Origin of the sequence: Microbacterium sp. F2, assembly GCF_052274505.1 — a bacterium.
Taxonomy (GTDB): Bacteria; Actinomycetota; Actinomycetes; order Actinomycetales; family Microbacteriaceae; genus Microbacterium.
The window spans coordinates 92150-106339 of the sequence record NZ_JBNVBV010000007.1 but is presented as its reverse complement, the minus strand read 5'-3'; the positions used below and the strand labels follow the sequence as shown (position 1 = coordinate 106339).

Here is a 14190-nt window from a genome sequence, read left to right as displayed (position 1 = left end):
CAGTCTCCTCAGCCTAGTCGAGCGCTTCCTGTGAACCCCCGGTCAGGGCGTGTTCGTCGGGTTGGGGGTCGAGGCGGGCTGGATCTGAACCTGCATCTTCGGCGAGGCATCCGAGGTTCGCTGTTCGGACCCGCTGCACAGTGCCGTATAGGACGCCGTCAGAGTCTGACCCGCGGCGTTGGCGATGAGGATCGCCTCCTCACGGTCGTTCGGGGCGAACGTGCGCTGCGAGGTGCCGTCGACGGTGAAGACCGCGTTCTGCAGAGTGACGGTGTAGCCACTGAGCGTCCCGGTCCCGGTCGGGCAGGTGAAGCTGTCCCACGTGAGGGTGACGGTCGAGCCGGCGACGGCGGGCGCACCACCCTGGATAGCGGGCGGGTTGCTCGGTCCGCCGATGGGGGTGACCTGGCCGTAGCACGAGATCGTGAGCGCCTTCGTCGGCTCGATGTTGCCGGTCGGGTTGACCTGCCAGACGACACCGACCTGCGAGTCATCCGGAGCCGGAGTACCCGTGTCGGTGACGACCTCGAGCACACCTGCATCCTTCGCAGTCTGCACTGCCTGCTCGCACTGCATGCCCACCAGGTTCAGGGCGTCGATGTTGATGCGCGTCTCGCTGGGCGAGGGCGTCGGTGTCGATGCGCTGGGAGACGGTGCCGACGACGAGTTCGTGGGCTCAGGCGCCGGCTGCTGGTTGGCAACGAGAGCCCAGATCGTGCCGCCGAGAACAAGAACCAGCAGCACGATGAGCGCAACGAGTGGCCAGGTCCACGGGCTGCGCTTGCGCGGCGCGGGCTCTTCGGCCGGGGTCTCCGGAGCAGGCATCAGCCGGGTCTCGGCGGATGTCGCGGCGGACGTCAGCAGGGCTGTTGCATCGTCGGCGGCGATGGCTCCCGTGGCGATCGCGGGAATCGCTTCTGCTGCCGCGGCGACGTCGCCGCGGCGAAGCGCCGTTGCGGCGCGAGCGACGGCAGCGGCGGTGGCGGGGCGGTCCTCGGGCTTCTTGGCGATCATCGCCATGACGAGGTTCTGTACCGGCACAGCGACGGTCGGCGGCAGCGGTGGCGGCTGCTCGTTGATCTGGGCCATCGCGATCGCGACCTGCGACTCGCCGGTGAACGGGCGCTTGCCTGCCAGGCATTCGTAGGCGACGATGCCGAGCGAGTAGATGTCGGTAGCGGGGGATGCCGGGTGACCGGATGCTTGCTCGGGCGAGAGGTACTGCACAGTTCCCATGACCTGACCAGTGGCAGTCAGGGGAACCTGGTCGGCGATGCGCGCGATACCGAAGTCGGTGATCTTGACGCGGCCGTCCGGGGTGATCAGCAGGTTCCCAGGCTTGATGTCACGGTGCACGAGACCGGCGGCGTGTGCCGCCTGCAGGGCTGCCGAGGTCTGGGCGATGATGTCGAGCGTCTTATCGGTCGACAGTGAACCGTCCCGCTCGAGGATGGTCGAGAGAGCCTCACCTGGCACGAGTTCCATCACCAGGAACGCGCTGCCATTCTCTTCGCCGTAGTCGAAGACGCTGGCGATGCCCTCATGGTTGACGAGGGCAGCGTGCCGTGCCTCGGCGCGGAAGCGCTCCAGAAACCCGGGGTCGCCCATGTACTCGTCTTTGAGGATCTTGATCGCGACCGTCCGTCCGATGACGTGGTCTGTTGCTTCCCAGACCTCGCCCATGCCGCCGATCGCGATCCGCGAATCCAGCTCGTAACGGCCGCCGAAGGTCACACCCTGCGTCGGTCTCATTTGTTCAGCACCGCCTCCATGACCTTCTTCGCGATCGGGGACGCGATGAGGTCCCCGTATCCCGACTGACCCATTCCGCCACCGTTCTCCACGACGACTGCCACTGCCACCTCGGGATCGTCGGCGGGCGCGAACCCGGTGAACCAGAGGGTGTATGGCTTGTCGGGTCCGTTCTCCGCCGTACCCGTCTTACCGGCCACGTCGACGCCCTCTATTCTTGCATTCGAGGCGGCGCCGTTTTCGACATTCGCGACCATCATGGCGACCATCTCCTCATTCAGTTCCGGGCTCAGTGCTTCACCGAAAACGGTGCTCTCGAACGTCTGTTGCACCGACAGATCCGGGCCGATGACCTGATCGACCATTCGGGGGTTCATGACGATCCCGCCGTTGGCGATTCCGGCAGAGACCATCGCCATCTGCAGCGGTGTCGCGGTCACCTGTCCCTGGCCGAAGCCGGTGAGGGCGGTCTGCGGGGCATCGAGCCCACGGGGATAGCTCGAGGCAGTGGAGTCCAGGGGGATGCTGAACGAGAGGTTGAAACCGAACTTCTCGGCCTGCTGACGGATAGCCTCGTCCCCCAGTTGCACGGCAAGCTGAGCCATCGGGATGTTGCAGCTGAGCCGCAGAGCGTCGGCGATCGACACCGTCTCGCCCGGTCCGCACGTGCCACCGCTGGAGTTGCGGATCGTGTTCGACGACTGGGGCAGTTGCCAGATGGCGGGGTTCGGGATCTGCGACTCGGGCGTGTACTGCCCCGACGCGAGAGCCGCGGCGACGACGACAATCTTGAACGTCGACCCCGGCGGGTTGAGATCCCCCGCGATCGCGCGGTTGTAGAGCGGGTTCGCCGGATCGGCGAGCAGCGCGGCGTAATCCGTTTCCACCTGAGCGGTGTCGTGCGACACGAGCAGATTGGTGTCGTAGCTCGGGCTCGTGACCATCGCGAGGACTCGGCCAGTATCGGGCTCGATGGCGATGACCGCGCCCTGCAGGTCGCCGAGCGCCTCATAGGCGGCACGCTGAACGTCGGCATCCAGCGACAGCACGACGTTCGAACCGCGCGGCGGCTGGCCGGTGAGGATCTGTTCGATGCGGGAGAGGAACTGTGAGCTCGCGGTGCCGCTGAGCTCGTCGTTCATCGCCTGCTCGATGCCGGTGGCCTGCCCGACGACAGGGATCACGCCGGTCACGGGGGCCCACATGTCGGGGTCGACGTAGACGCGCTGCCAGCTGAAGACGTCGCTCGAGGGAACGGATGATGCGATCGCCGAGCCGCTCGCGATGATGGACCCGCGCTGCACCTCGTAGGAGTCGTAGAGGGCGCGTTTGTTCTGCGGGTAGTCAGCGAGGTCTGCCGACTGGATTCCCTGGATCCACGTGGTGGAGGCCAATAGCGCGAGGAACATCATCAGCATCAGGATGCTGAGCCGGCGCAATTCCTTGGTCATCGTGCCATCACCCCCGTCATCCGATCACCGCACGGGGACGGCTGCGGACGGCATCTGAGATGCGCAGCAGCAGTGCCACGATGATCCAGTTGGCAACGAGCGAGGATCCGCCCGCTGCCAGGAACGGTGTCGTCAGCCCCGTAACGGGGATGATCCGGGTCACGCCGCCGACCATGATGAACACCTGGAGGGCGATCGTGAAGGCCAGGCCGGTTGCGAGGAGCTTGCCGAAGTCGTCTTGACCGGCGACACCGATCCGGATGCCGCGGGCAACGAACACCATGTACAGCAGCAGGATCGCGAAGACACCGGCAAGACCGAGTTCCTCTCCCAGGCTCGGCAGGATGTAGTCGCTCTGCGATAGCGGCGTGATGTAGGGGCGACCTTGCCCGAGCCCGGTGCCGATGAGCCCGCCGTGGGCGAGACCGTAGATTCCCTGCACGAGTTGGTAGCTGCCGCCGGTGGCGTCGATGCGCTCGACGTTGAAGGGATCGAGCCAGTTGTCGAAACGACCACCGACGTAGGGCAGGACCCGCGATGCGAGGTAGGCGCCGATGCCGGCAAGCACCAGACCGATGACGACCCAGGAGGTCTTTCCGGTGGCCACGTACAGCATCGCCACGAACATCCCGAACAGCAGCAGTCCGGTGCCGAGGTCGCGCTGCAGCACGATGATGCCGAGCGAAATCAGCCACAGTACGAGGAGGGGGCCGAGCTCGCGCGCTCGCGGCCACGTCATGCCGAGGAACCGGGTGCCGACAGAGCTCAGGCTCTCGCGGGTGCGCACGAGGTAACCGGCGAAGAAGATCGCCAGCGAGATCTTGGCGAGCTCGCCGGGCTGGAACGAGAAGATCCCCAGCGACACCCAGACGTCGGCGTTCGCGTCGGTTCCCAGGCCCGGCACGATCGGAAGCAGGAGCAGGGCGATACCGGCGAACCCGAAGATGTAGGTGTACCGGAACAGGACGCGGTAGTTGCGCAGCGTGATCACGACGGCGAGGCATCCGAGGATCGCGATCCCCGCCCACGCGAGCTGGCGGACGGACGCCGCATCCCACCCCTCGTCACCGATCGCGAGATCGATGCGGTAGATCATCGCGATTCCGAGTCCCGTGAGCAGCGTCGCGATCGGCACGACGAACGGGTCGGCGTCGCGCGCCCAGACGCGCAGCGCGATGTGGACGGCGATCACCGTGGTGAACAGTCCACCGAAGGCGATGAGGTAGCCGGGCGCGATCTCGCCCATGACGCCGAGCTGCACGAGTACGAGCGCACCGAGGGAGAGCACGAGCGCGAACAGCAGCAGGCCGAGTTCGCGGTTGCGCTGCTTCTGCGGGGTCCGCAACCTCTTGAGCGCGCGGACGACAGCCGTATCGGCCGCGATCTCCGACGCCGGTTCGCGCATGATGGCGGGATCAGCCACTGGGCACCTCCGCCCGGGAGTCGAGCCTGTCGACGATGGCCCGCGCGTCGGCGAGGGAACGTGCCGAGATCGTACGCTCCACGGTTGCGCGGTCGAAGGACTGCAGATCGGCGAGCAGGATGCCGGTGTCTTCGTACGGGGTCGAGAGCGAGATCGGACCGATGTTCTGTTGGATGCCGCGGTAGATCACGACGGTGTCGTCGTCGGCGCCGACGAAGAAGCGCGTCTGCGTCCACTGGTAGGCGCCGAAGAGCGCGACGCCGATCATCGCGAGCACGATCACGAAGCCCGCGATCCAGGCGAGCTGGCGTCGGCGCGATCGACGTCGGTCCTCTTCGATGAGCTCCTCGAGGAATTCCGGCGCCGGCTCGAAGTGCGTGGGCTCGTTGGCTGCCTGCCTTGCGGGGTGCAGCCAGCTCGTGCGGGAGCTGCGGGCGGCAGGAATGTCGATGCCGGCGGGGTTGGATGCCGAACCGACGACCGTCGGGGTTCCCGAGAACAGCGGATGCTGCCCCCCGACATCCACGAGCACGATCGTGACGTTGTCGGGGGCTCCGGCATCCAGGGCCATCTTCAGCAGTGCGTCAGCGGTGCGGGCCGGAGCAAGGTCTGCCCCGAGCGCCTTGGCCGTCTGCGTGTCGGGGACGACGCCGCACAGTCCGTCGGAGCACAGGAGCCAACGGTCGCCGGGCTGAGTCGGCATGACGAAGGTGTCGATCTCGGGGTTCGGCGACATGTCGCCGAGCACGCGCATCAGTACCGAGCGGCGCGGGTGGTAGCGCGCTTCCTCGGGGGTGATGCGACCCGAATCCACAAGACGCTGGACGAACGTGTGGTCGGTGGTGATCTGCGTTAGTGCTCCGTCGCGGTACAGATAGACGCGGGAGTCGCCGATGTGGGCGATGACGGCGTAGTCGTCGACCATCGCGAGAGCGCTGACCGTCGTTCCCATGCCGGCAAGTTCCGGGCGTGCGGCGACGGTGTCGATCAGGGCAGCCGCGGTGTCGGTGATCGCCTCACCGAGTGCCCGTTCGGCTGCCGCGGGCGACTCGAACGGGCGGTCGAGGTCCGCGAGTTGCGCGATCGCGACGCTCGAGGCCACGTCACCGCCGGCGTGGCCGCCCATCCCGTCGGCGACGATGAACAGGTTGGATCCGGCGTACCCGGAATCCTGGTTGTTCGATCGCACCTTGCCGGTGTGCGACAGCGCCGCGCTGGATCCTTCGAAGACCATGACGAGTCGGCCGTCACTTCCGCAGTTCGAAGGTCGTGGCGCCAACCTTGATCGGGGCTCCGATCTTCACCTCGACCGGCGCACTCACGCGCGCACCGTCATGCCACGTGCCGTTGGTCGAATCCAGGTCCTGCAGCATCCACTGCTCTCCCCAGAGCAGGAGGCGGGCGTGGTGGCTCGAGGTGTAGTCGTCGCGGATGACCAGGCCCGACTCGCTCGAGCGCCCGATCGTGAGGGGCTCGGTTCCCAGGGGGAGCTCGAGACCGGCCTTGGGGCCACTCGTGATCACGATGCGCGAGACCGTGTCTTTCGTCGCGGGTCCCCCGGCATCTCCGGAGGGTGCCGGCGGTGCCGAGGGTGCGACCGGTGCCGTTTCGCGCCGAACAGGTCCGACCGGCGCTGCAGCTTCCGGCATCCGTCGCACCCGCACACCGAACACGTCGGCGCGCAGGGCGTAGACGACGGCGAACACGAAGAACCACAGCAGCAGCAGAAACCCGATCTGCAGCAGCAGAAGTGTCAGTTCACTCATGCGCGTCCGCCCCCGTCGAACACGTCGAAAGCCCGCGTGGCATCGGATGCCGGTGGCCGTGCCGGCGCGGAGGCCTGCGCGACGACGCGGAAGACCATGTCGGTGCGGCCGATCGTGATGGTGGAGTCTGGCGGCAGGGGCGACTCGCTGATCTTGCGACCGTTCAGCAGTGTGCCATTGGTCGACCCGAGATCGCGCACCATCGCGCGCTCGCCGTCCCACAGCACCTCGACGTGACGGCGGCTCGTGCCGGCATCCGCGAGCGTGATGTCTGCGTCGCTACCGCGGCCGATCACGGTGCGGGCCTTCACGAGCGGATGCCGCTGGCCGGCGATGTCCAGAACACCGCGCCACGACACCGACCCCTGCGCGGTCGATGAGTCGACCTGCAGCGTTCCGGTCGAGAGGGCAATGTCTCGGCGAATGGTCACCGACACCGGGCCGGCGAAGGTATATCCCTGCGCTCGCGCGTGCTTCGTGACAAGCTCGGCGAGTTCGTCGACGAGCGGCTGACCGATCGCCTGCATTCGCTCGTTGTCTGCGGGTGCCAGCCTCACGGTGAAGGTGTTCGGGGCGAGGATCCGGTCCCGCGTGACCACGGCGGCCTTCTTATCGAGCTCGCTGCGCAGGGCGGAAGCGATCTCGACGGGTTGGATCCCGCTACGGAAGGTCTTCGCGAACGCGCCGTTCACGGCACGTTCGAGTCCCTTCTCGAAGCTGTCAAGTAGTCCCACGGATCTCCTCAGGCAGGCAGAGCGGTGGGTCCATGCTAGTTGGAGACTCTGAACAGGCCATGGACGACCTGTCGGGAGCGCCGATACCGGGCTCGACGCGCTGATCTGTCGTGATATCCTCGGGAAGTTGATCCGCGGTGCTCCGCGGTTCGCGCGAGTGGCGGAATAGGCAGACGCGCTGGCTTCAGGTGCCAGTGCCCGAAAGGGCGTGGGGGTTCAACTCCCCCCTCGCGCACAGGAGAGAAGGTCCCGAGAGGGGCCTTCTTTTCGTCCTACCCGACTCGAGGCGTCATGAGATTCCAGCCTGCCGCGGCCCTGGCCGCACTCACGATCGTGGGCATCGCACTGACAGGGTGCACCGCAGACTCGACACCAGATCCGAGCCCGACGCCGTCGGTCAGTGAGAGCGCCGAGGCGGCGCCGGGGTCTCGCGCCAACCCGCTCCCGGTCGGTGAGACCATTCGCCTCTCCGACGTGTCGGCGTGGTCGGTGGGTGCGACTGCGGCGACCGAGGTCGGCGACGGGTATGTCGTGCTGCCGATGCGCATCCTCATCGACTGGGACGCGATCCGTGATCAGCTAGCGGAGGAAGGGCAGGACCCCGCGGATGCCGACACTCTCGGGATCGACCCCTGGGCGTCGCTGGTCGTCCGCTACATCGGTGCGAGTGGGCGCAGCTATGAGCTGTTCGAGAACGCCGCAGCCGACGTGCCGAACCAGCTCTGGTCGATCGGAACGGTGTACCCGCCGGCCGAAGACCTCACGGCGAACGTCGCCGTGAGCGTCCCGGCCGAGGAGATCGACGGCGGCGTGTGGACCGTGCTCAACACCGGCGGCGACGCCGTCTTTCTCGCGGCGTCCTGAGTGGGCCGGAGAACTCATCCAGCCCTAGTACCCGCGCCGTTGCGGTGTCGATAGAGTGTGGCTTGTCGCGCTTTGGCGCGATCTATCCGGGGGGATCCGTCGACGCCCGGGTCTGGAGCGCTGCTCGGCCCGGGCGTTCGATGGCACCGTGTTCGATGGGCTGGTGTTCAGCGCCCGCTGCGGAGGAGTTCTCGACTCGATCCTGCGAGCTGACGCAGCGACGCGTCGGGGAGGAAGGCTCGGGTCAACGCCATTCCGATCCGAGCCAGGTCGGCCTCATCGCGATACAGCAGGTATAGCGACTCATAGCGGGGATGGAACTTCTCCTTGAAGCGGTGCAGTGACCGGAAGCCGTACACCGGCTCCAACATGTCAGCGAGTCGCTCGGTGATGTCGGCGATCATCCCGGCGTCCGGTGGGTAGTCGTGCGTAAGAGGAGCGCCCGACAGCGACAGCATCCGGGCCCCCTCGTCGGCGAAGAACCGCGCCGACGAGCCGATGAGATACTCCATCACGGGCCCGAACCCGCCCTCGCGGCGGCGCATGAGGTCGAGGGTCCACCCGTCGATCCGGCCTTCGCCGTAAACGGCCAGCCACGAAAGGAAACCGTCGACGTCGCCGTTCGGTGAGATCGCCAAAGCGAGCCGCACTTCGGGGTCTGCAGCCTCGTGCAGCGTGCCCAGGGTGAAGCCCATCTCGGGCAGCCCCTTGTCGCCGACCCACATGTCCGAGATGGCGCGCAGCTGCTGCTGAATGCCCCAGGGCTCATCGGCCAGGCGCGTCATCCGGAAAGTCATCTCTTCACGGCTCGCGCGGTTCAGTGATGTGCGAACCGCAGCCCACCGCTTGCCGGTGAACTCGAGCCCCGCGAGGTCGACGATCGTGTCGTCAGCGACGATGAGGCTGCGCCAGCCCTCCGGCACGACATCACGCGTTGCTTCATCCGCCGAGAAGAAGCAGGGGATGAGCCCCGCGCTCTCAGTCGTCGAGACGAACTCGTGCACCGATTCGGCCCGGCTCGCGGGCGGCCCGAGGGGGTCGGCGAGCACGAGCGCCACTCCCGAGCGGCGCTGGTATGCGACGATCCCCGACCTCGTGCGGGCGTACGACAGACCCTCCCACGTCGTCATCCACGAGAGAGTGCCGCCGCCGAAGGCGTGCAGCATCTCGCGGACCTCGCCGACCGTGGGGATGGGGCTGAGGCCCAGTTTGGCGCGCCGCCTGCCGCGGAAAGCGCCGCGTACCCAGGCGAGATAGACGAGCAGGATGCCCCACAGCATCGCCGTCGCGACGGTGACTGAGGGGTCGCCGTCCCAGGTGAGGTCGGCGGCGGGGAAGGTGAAGTAGAGGGCGATGACCAGGATGCCGAGAACGACGTTGATGCTCGCAAGAATCACGGCGATGACCCATGCCCAGCGGCGACCGCGGAACAGACCCCGGGCCACCAGAAGCAGGATGATGACGTCGATCGCCGTGTCGATCCAGGATCCGCCGCCGAGTTCGGTCCGGCCGAACGGTCCGTTGGTCGGAACGATCGAGGTGAGCGTTTCGACCGCTGCCAGCGCGAGGACTGCGACAAGAGCAACGAATCGCTGCTCTTGAACGCTCACGCGGCGAAGCCGTAGCGGTCGTGCCACGACCAGAACAAGCAGGATGGCGAACGCGTGCACGACATCCGAGAGCGAACCCCAGTAGAGCAGTGCCACCGCGCTACCGCCCAGCAGCACCAGCCACGCCCGTGAGCGCCACGGGGAAGGGAGGAGGGTAGCCGCGGCGGCGAGGCAGGCCATGGTGCCGCCGGAGGGGCCGACGTCCCGGGCGAGTGCCTCGCGCTGCGCCCAGGGCCAGGCGGTAAAGGCGAGAAGCCAGAGCGCCAGGGCGCTCGCGAAGATCGCGAAGAGCTGCCCGACCGTGTAGTACGCGAGGGCAACCCTCGTCCCGCGGCGCCACTCGAGGTAGCCCATGCCGATGAAGCTCGCGAGAGTGATGGCGTAGACCCACGGATGCACGACGAAGAACGTTCCCGTGACCGGCGTCCACCACCGGCCCTCGAGGAACGCTGGCAGTCCGTACGCGACCTCCGCGAAGAGCGGGTTGTGCTTGAAAGATCGCCACAGGCCCTGCGAGATGATGCCCACCGCGAGTAGTGCGAGCACGAACACGATCGTGGCCGGCATCCGCGAGACCGCGGTTCGAATCCCGAACCCGGACGCTCGGCGCGCGGGGGTCTCGGTCGCTGCGGTGTCGGTCATCGTTGCCCTCCTGCGCACCTATTCTGTCGGTGCCAGGAGCAATCCGCGCAGCGACGCGACGTCGTCGACCGTCGCCTGCGCGCCCTCGGATTCGTGGGGCCAACTGAAACCCCACCGCACGAAGATCACGGGGACATCGTTAGCGGCGCCCCCGTCGACATCGTGGTGGCGGTCCCCGATGAGCACGGGTCGCGACGTGTCGACACCTACAGCCCGCAGTCTCCGCAGCGCTTCAGCCACGATGTCGGCCTTCGCGCTCAGCGTCCGCTCGTCGGGAGTGGCACCGGTGATCGCACGCAGGTGCGGCGACAGCGCGAAATGCTCCATGAGGGCGACGACCTGGTTCTCCGGCTTCGAGCTGGCGGTCGCCTGTGGGATGCCGGCCCTGTCGAGATCGGCGATGAGTTCTCCGATCCCGTCGAACAACCGCGCACCAGTGGTGTAGCCGTCGGCTTTGCTGAGGGCGCGGTAGTACGCCACGGCAGCCGTCGACTGCTCCGGCGTCATGCCGAGGTTCACCTGGAAGGACTCGAACATGGGCGGACCGATCCAGTGGACGAGCTCGGCCCGGGTCGGTGCAGGGTAGCCGAAGTGCTCGAGGGTCGTGGTCAGTCGGCGAAGGATGCCGTCGGAGGCGTCGACGACGGTGCCGTCGACGTCCCACAGCACACAGGTCCAGGGGGATCGCATGACTCCACGCTAGGGGAACCCAGCGGGGCGCCAGTCGTCGGAGGGCCGACTAGAACAGGCGGGGCGCTCCCGACTCGATGCCCTTCATTCCTTCGTAGTCGAGGGTGACGCACCGGATGCCGCGGTCTGTCGCCAGCACGCGAGCCTGCGGCTTGATCTCCTGGGCGGCGAAGACTCCGGTCACCGGTGCCAGGTGCGGGTCGCGACCGAGAAGCTCGAGGTAGCGCGTGAGCTGTTCGACGCCATCGATGTCACCCCGCCGCTTGACCTCGACAGCGATCGTGCCGCCGTCGGGGTTGCGCAGCAACAGGTCGACGGGACCGATCGCCGTGGGATACTCGCGACGCACGAGGCTCAGGCCGTCGCCGATGACGTCGACCTGCTCGGCAAGGAGACGCTGGAGGTCTGCTTCGACGCCGTCTTTCACCAGGCCCGGGTCGATGCCGAGTTCGTGCGTGGAGTCGTGCACGACCTCGTAGATCCGCACGAGGAGGGCGTCGCCGGTCTTCGCATGCGTGACGCGCCACTGCTCGATGACGCCGACGTCGGCGGCTTCGGCATCCGGCTCTTCCACGACCAGCGAGCAGGGCGGGCTCATCCAGTTCAGGGGCTTGTAGGAGCCGCCGTCCGAGTGCACGAGCAGGGACCCGTCGCCCTTGTGCACCAGGAGCCTGGTCGCGAGCGCGAGATGCGCGTTCAGTCGGCCGGTGTAATCGACGGTGCAGCGGGCGATGACAAGACGCACCCGTCGAGCCTAACGGCCCTCAGTCCGCTCGCCGCCCGCGGGAACGGCGGCAGGTACCGGGAGCGGACGGGCAGCGCCCGACGCGAGCCCCGAGGCGATCGCGAGGGCGACCAAGATGTACAGCGTGTTGAGCACGCCGATGTGGAAGCTGATGAACCCGAGGATCGGCGGGCCGCACAGGAACGCGACGTAACCGATCGTCGCCGCCGCGCTCACGCGCGCCGCAGCCTTCGCGGGGTCGTCGGCGGCTGCCGACATCCCGAGTGGGAAGCCGAGCGAGGTACCCGCGCCCCAGAGCGCCGCCCCGACGAAGATGAGCGGGACATTCGGCGCGAGGATGAACAGCAGCAGGCCGGATGCCGCGAGCACCGAGAGAACGCGCAACGTGGCAACGCGGCCGAAGCGGTCGACGAGAGGCCCGCCGAAAACCCGGACGACGGTCATGCTGACCGAGAACACGGCAAGCCCGATGGCCCCCAGCGCTTCGCTCGCGCCGTGGCCGTCCACGACGCCGAGCGCGAGCCAGTCGTTGGCACCGCCCTCGGCGAACGCCATCCCGAGCATGATGATCCCGAGCGTGTAGGTGCGGGGTTCCTTCCACGCTGACAGGGCGATTCCAAGGCGTTCTCGCATGCGCGGCTTCTGAGCCGGCTCCGGGTCGGTATCCGGGTCCATCGCGATCTCCCGGGCCGGCACGTTGGCGCTCGCCCAGAGACCGGTCAGCACGAGCAGGCCGGCGATCACCGCGGTGTGCGTCAGGACGTTGAGGTTCATCGCGATAGCGAGGGCTCCAAGCCCCGCGCCGGCGACGGTTCCGAAGCTGAAGAACGCGTGGAAGAGGGGAAGGATCGTCTTGCCGATCGTCTTCTCGATCGCAGCACCCTCGACGTTCATCATGACGTCGACGGATCCGTTGCCCAGGCCGAACAGAGCGAGACCGACGATCACGAGAATGTACGAGTTCGCGACGTCGACGCCGATTCCGACGAGCGCGACACCGACCGAGAAGGTGAGGATGGCGCCGAGCATGCTTCGGCGAGCACCGAACCGCGCGAGAACGACGGATGCCAGGGACAGACCGATGATCGAGGCCATACCGGCGCCCAGCAGCATGAAGCCGATCTGGATGTTGTCGACGCCGAGCGTCGCCTTGATCGCCGGCACCCGCGCAGCCCACGTTGCCACGCTCAGCCCACTGAGGAAGAAGATGGTGAAGACCGCGGTGCGCCACCGGACGATCTGAGCGCGAGAGAGAGCGGTATCCACCGGTCGAGTGTATCGAATCGTTTCGAGGCGCACCATCTCACGGGGAACTGCGTGTGCGAGCCAGTACCATCAAGGCACCATGAGCGAGCGCAGGGCAACGATCACAGACGTCGCGCGCGAAGCCGGAGTGTCGGCATCCACGGCGTCCGTCGTCTTCAGCGGAAACGCGCCTGCCTCGGCCGAGACGCGACGGCGGGTCCTGGCGGCTGCCGAGGCGCTTGGGTACACCGGTCCGGATCCCCGCGCCGCGTCGCTGCGTCGGGGTCGGTCCGGCATCGTCGGCGTCGTTTTCGGAGGCTCGCTGCGTTCCGCCTTTCACGACCCGGTGACGATCGCGATGATGGATGGGATCGCCGAGGGGGTAGCACCGCTTCGCGCCGGACTGCTGCTTCTGCCGGATGAGACGTCCTCTGCGGCGCCGGCAACCGAAACCGACAGCGGTGCGATCGAGGTGCCATCGGCGATGACCTCCGCGCCGATCGATGCTGCGGTCCTCGTCGGATTCGGCCAAACCCGCCAGCCCTCGCTCGAGGTGTTGCGTGCTCGTCGCGTGCCGGTCGTCATCATCGAGGGCGATGCGGGGCCCGACATCCCGCGGATCGAGCTCGACAACAGTGCGGCGCAGCAGCGAGCAGCGAGCTACCTGCGGGACCTCGGCCACGAGAGGGTGACGATCCTCACCCTCCCGATCCGCCCCTCGCGCGCCCGCGGCTGGTTCGGCCCCGCCGACGCCGTCAAGGTCGATGTGACCGCGGCGCGCCTGGTCGGTGCCCGGGCTGTCTACCCCGATGCCCCGACGTACGCAGCGGTGACCAGTTCGATCGATGAGGGCCTGACCGCCGGCCGCGAGATTCTCGCCGGACCCGACCGCCCGACGGCGGTCATCGCCCAGACCGACCTGCTGGCCGCCGGCGTCATCCGCGCGGCCGAAGAGTGCGGCCTGCGCGTTCCCGACGATCTCAGCGTCACCGGCTTCGATGGAGTCGAGGTCGACGGACTGGATGCCTATGAGCTGACGACCCTGGTGCAGCCGGCCGTCGAGAAGGGTCGCGCGGCCGGCGCCGCGGTCGTGGCGATGCTGGCGGGGGAGGATGCCGCGTCCGTCACGTTCACGTGTTCCTTCCGAATCGGCACCACGGCAGGGCCGGTTCCCCGGGGTAATCCCGCATCCACCGGCCGCGCCTGAACACTGCCCGGATAGGATGAAAGCCACACCCTGATCGCCCGATCCCGCAGCATCGACGGGA

General features: G+C 67.5%; 12 protein-coding genes and 1 tRNA gene. 3 read left to right on the top strand and 10 right to left on the bottom strand.

Translation table 11 applies throughout. The features are described from left to right. Positions 1–42: 42 nt before the first annotated feature. Genes ACQVDU_RS12685 through ACQVDU_RS12660 form a run of 6 tightly spaced genes read right to left on the bottom strand, consistent with a single transcriptional unit; the run spans position 43 to position 7126 of the window. Complete coding sequence (locus ACQVDU_RS12685) at positions 43–1752, bottom strand: serine/threonine-protein kinase (protein ID WP_300591780.1); 1710 nt, start codon at positions 1750–1752, stop codon at positions 43–45. Next, on the bottom strand, positions 1749–3203 hold the full coding sequence (locus tag ACQVDU_RS12680) for a peptidoglycan D,D-transpeptidase FtsI family protein (protein WP_443477320.1): 1455 nt from the start codon (positions 3201–3203) through the stop codon (positions 1749–1751). The genes ACQVDU_RS12685 and ACQVDU_RS12680 overlap by 4 nt, the downstream gene beginning before the upstream one ends. Before the next feature lie 16 nt (positions 3204–3219). Beyond that, entirely contained in the window at positions 3220–4608 is a 1389-nt protein-coding gene (locus ACQVDU_RS12675; RefSeq protein WP_300591813.1) for an FtsW/RodA/SpoVE family cell cycle protein, read from the bottom strand. A 10-nt stretch (positions 4609–4618) separates the two neighbouring features. After that, positions 4619–5860, bottom strand: coding sequence for a PP2C family protein-serine/threonine phosphatase (locus ACQVDU_RS12670; RefSeq protein ID WP_443477319.1), 1242 nt, complete (start codon positions 5858–5860; stop codon positions 4619–4621). 13 nt (positions 5861–5873) lie between these two features. Further along, positions 5874–6392: an FHA domain-containing protein FhaB/FipA gene (locus ACQVDU_RS12665; RefSeq protein ID WP_292712715.1), complete on the bottom strand. Its 519-nt coding sequence runs from the start codon at positions 6390–6392 to the stop codon at positions 5874–5876. Further along, on the bottom strand, positions 6389–7126 hold the full coding sequence (locus ACQVDU_RS12660) for an FhaA domain-containing protein (protein ID WP_443477318.1): 738 nt from the start codon (positions 7124–7126) through the stop codon (positions 6389–6391). Before ACQVDU_RS12660 ends, ACQVDU_RS12665 begins: the two co-directional genes overlap by 4 nt. A 151-nt stretch (positions 7127–7277) precedes the next feature. Here ACQVDU_RS12660 and ACQVDU_RS12655 point away from each other — a divergent pair. Together ACQVDU_RS12655 and ACQVDU_RS12650 are read left to right on the top strand one after the other, a co-directional pair. Continuing rightward, positions 7278–7361 (top strand) — tRNA-Leu (locus ACQVDU_RS12655). 56 nt (positions 7362–7417) lie between these two features. Continuing rightward, positions 7418–7990: a hypothetical protein gene (locus ACQVDU_RS12650; protein ID WP_443477317.1), complete on the top strand. Its 573-nt coding sequence runs from the start codon at positions 7418–7420 to the stop codon at positions 7988–7990. A 167-nt stretch (positions 7991–8157) separates the two neighbouring features. Here ACQVDU_RS12650 and ACQVDU_RS12645 read toward each other — a convergent pair whose 3' ends face one another. From ACQVDU_RS12645 to ACQVDU_RS12630, 4 genes are read right to left on the bottom strand one after another with little or no spacing between them, the layout of a single operon-like run. Continuing rightward, entirely contained in the window at positions 8158–10242 is a 2085-nt protein-coding gene (locus tag ACQVDU_RS12645) for a bifunctional lysylphosphatidylglycerol flippase/synthetase MprF (RefSeq protein WP_443477316.1), read from the bottom strand. An 18-nt stretch (positions 10243–10260) separates the two neighbouring features. Then, positions 10261–10932, bottom strand: a complete 672-nt coding sequence (locus ACQVDU_RS12640; RefSeq protein ID WP_443477315.1) for an HAD hydrolase-like protein — start codon at positions 10930–10932, stop codon at positions 10261–10263. A gap of 49 nt (positions 10933–10981) precedes the next feature. Next, the gene (gene nucS, locus ACQVDU_RS12635; RefSeq protein WP_292712724.1) at positions 10982–11677 is read right to left on the bottom strand and encodes an endonuclease NucS; all 696 of its coding nucleotides are present in this window, start codon (positions 11675–11677) and stop codon (positions 10982–10984) included. A gap of 9 nt (positions 11678–11686) precedes the next feature. Next, positions 11687–12943 (bottom strand): MFS transporter, encoded by a 1257-nt coding sequence (locus ACQVDU_RS12630; RefSeq protein ID WP_300591795.1) that lies wholly within the window; start codon positions 12941–12943, stop codon positions 11687–11689. Positions 12944–13022: 79 nt separating this feature from the next. On the opposite strand from ACQVDU_RS12630, the gene ACQVDU_RS12625 reads away from it, so the two are divergent. Then, positions 13023–14129, top strand: coding sequence for a LacI family DNA-binding transcriptional regulator (locus ACQVDU_RS12625; protein WP_300591797.1), 1107 nt, complete (start codon positions 13023–13025; stop codon positions 14127–14129). Positions 14130–14190 lie beyond the last annotated feature (61 nt).

What these genes read in the sequence shown, in the direction of transcription:
- ACQVDU_RS12685 (WP_300591780.1), bottom strand. Translation starts at nt 1,752, where the DNA reads ATGAGACCGACGCAGGGTGTGACCTTCGGCGGCCGTTACGAGCTGGAT.
- ACQVDU_RS12680 (WP_443477320.1), bottom strand. Translation starts at nt 3,203, where the DNA reads ATGACCAAGGAATTGCGCCGGCTCAGCATCCTGATGCTGATGATGTTC.
- ACQVDU_RS12675 (WP_300591813.1), bottom strand. Translation starts at nt 4,608, where the DNA reads ATGCGCGAACCGGCGTCGGAGATCGCGGCCGATACGGCTGTCGTCCGC.
- ACQVDU_RS12670 (WP_443477319.1), bottom strand. Translation starts at nt 5,860, where the DNA reads ATGGTCTTCGAAGGATCCAGCGCGGCGCTGTCGCACACCGGCAAGGTG.
- ACQVDU_RS12665 (WP_292712715.1), bottom strand. Translation starts at nt 6,392, where the DNA reads ATGAGTGAACTGACACTTCTGCTGCTGCAGATCGGGTTTCTGCTGCTG.
- ACQVDU_RS12650 (WP_443477317.1), top strand. Translation starts at nt 7,418, where the DNA reads ATGAGATTCCAGCCTGCCGCGGCCCTGGCCGCACTCACGATCGTGGGC.
- ACQVDU_RS12645 (WP_443477316.1), bottom strand. Translation starts at nt 10,242, where the DNA reads ATGACCGACACCGCAGCGACCGAGACCCCCGCGCGCCGAGCGTCCGGG.
- ACQVDU_RS12640 (WP_443477315.1), bottom strand. Translation starts at nt 10,932, where the DNA reads ATGCGATCCCCCTGGACCTGTGTGCTGTGGGACGTCGACGGCACCGTC.
- ACQVDU_RS12625 (WP_300591797.1), top strand. Translation starts at nt 13,023, where the DNA reads ATGAGCGAGCGCAGGGCAACGATCACAGACGTCGCGCGCGAAGCCGGA.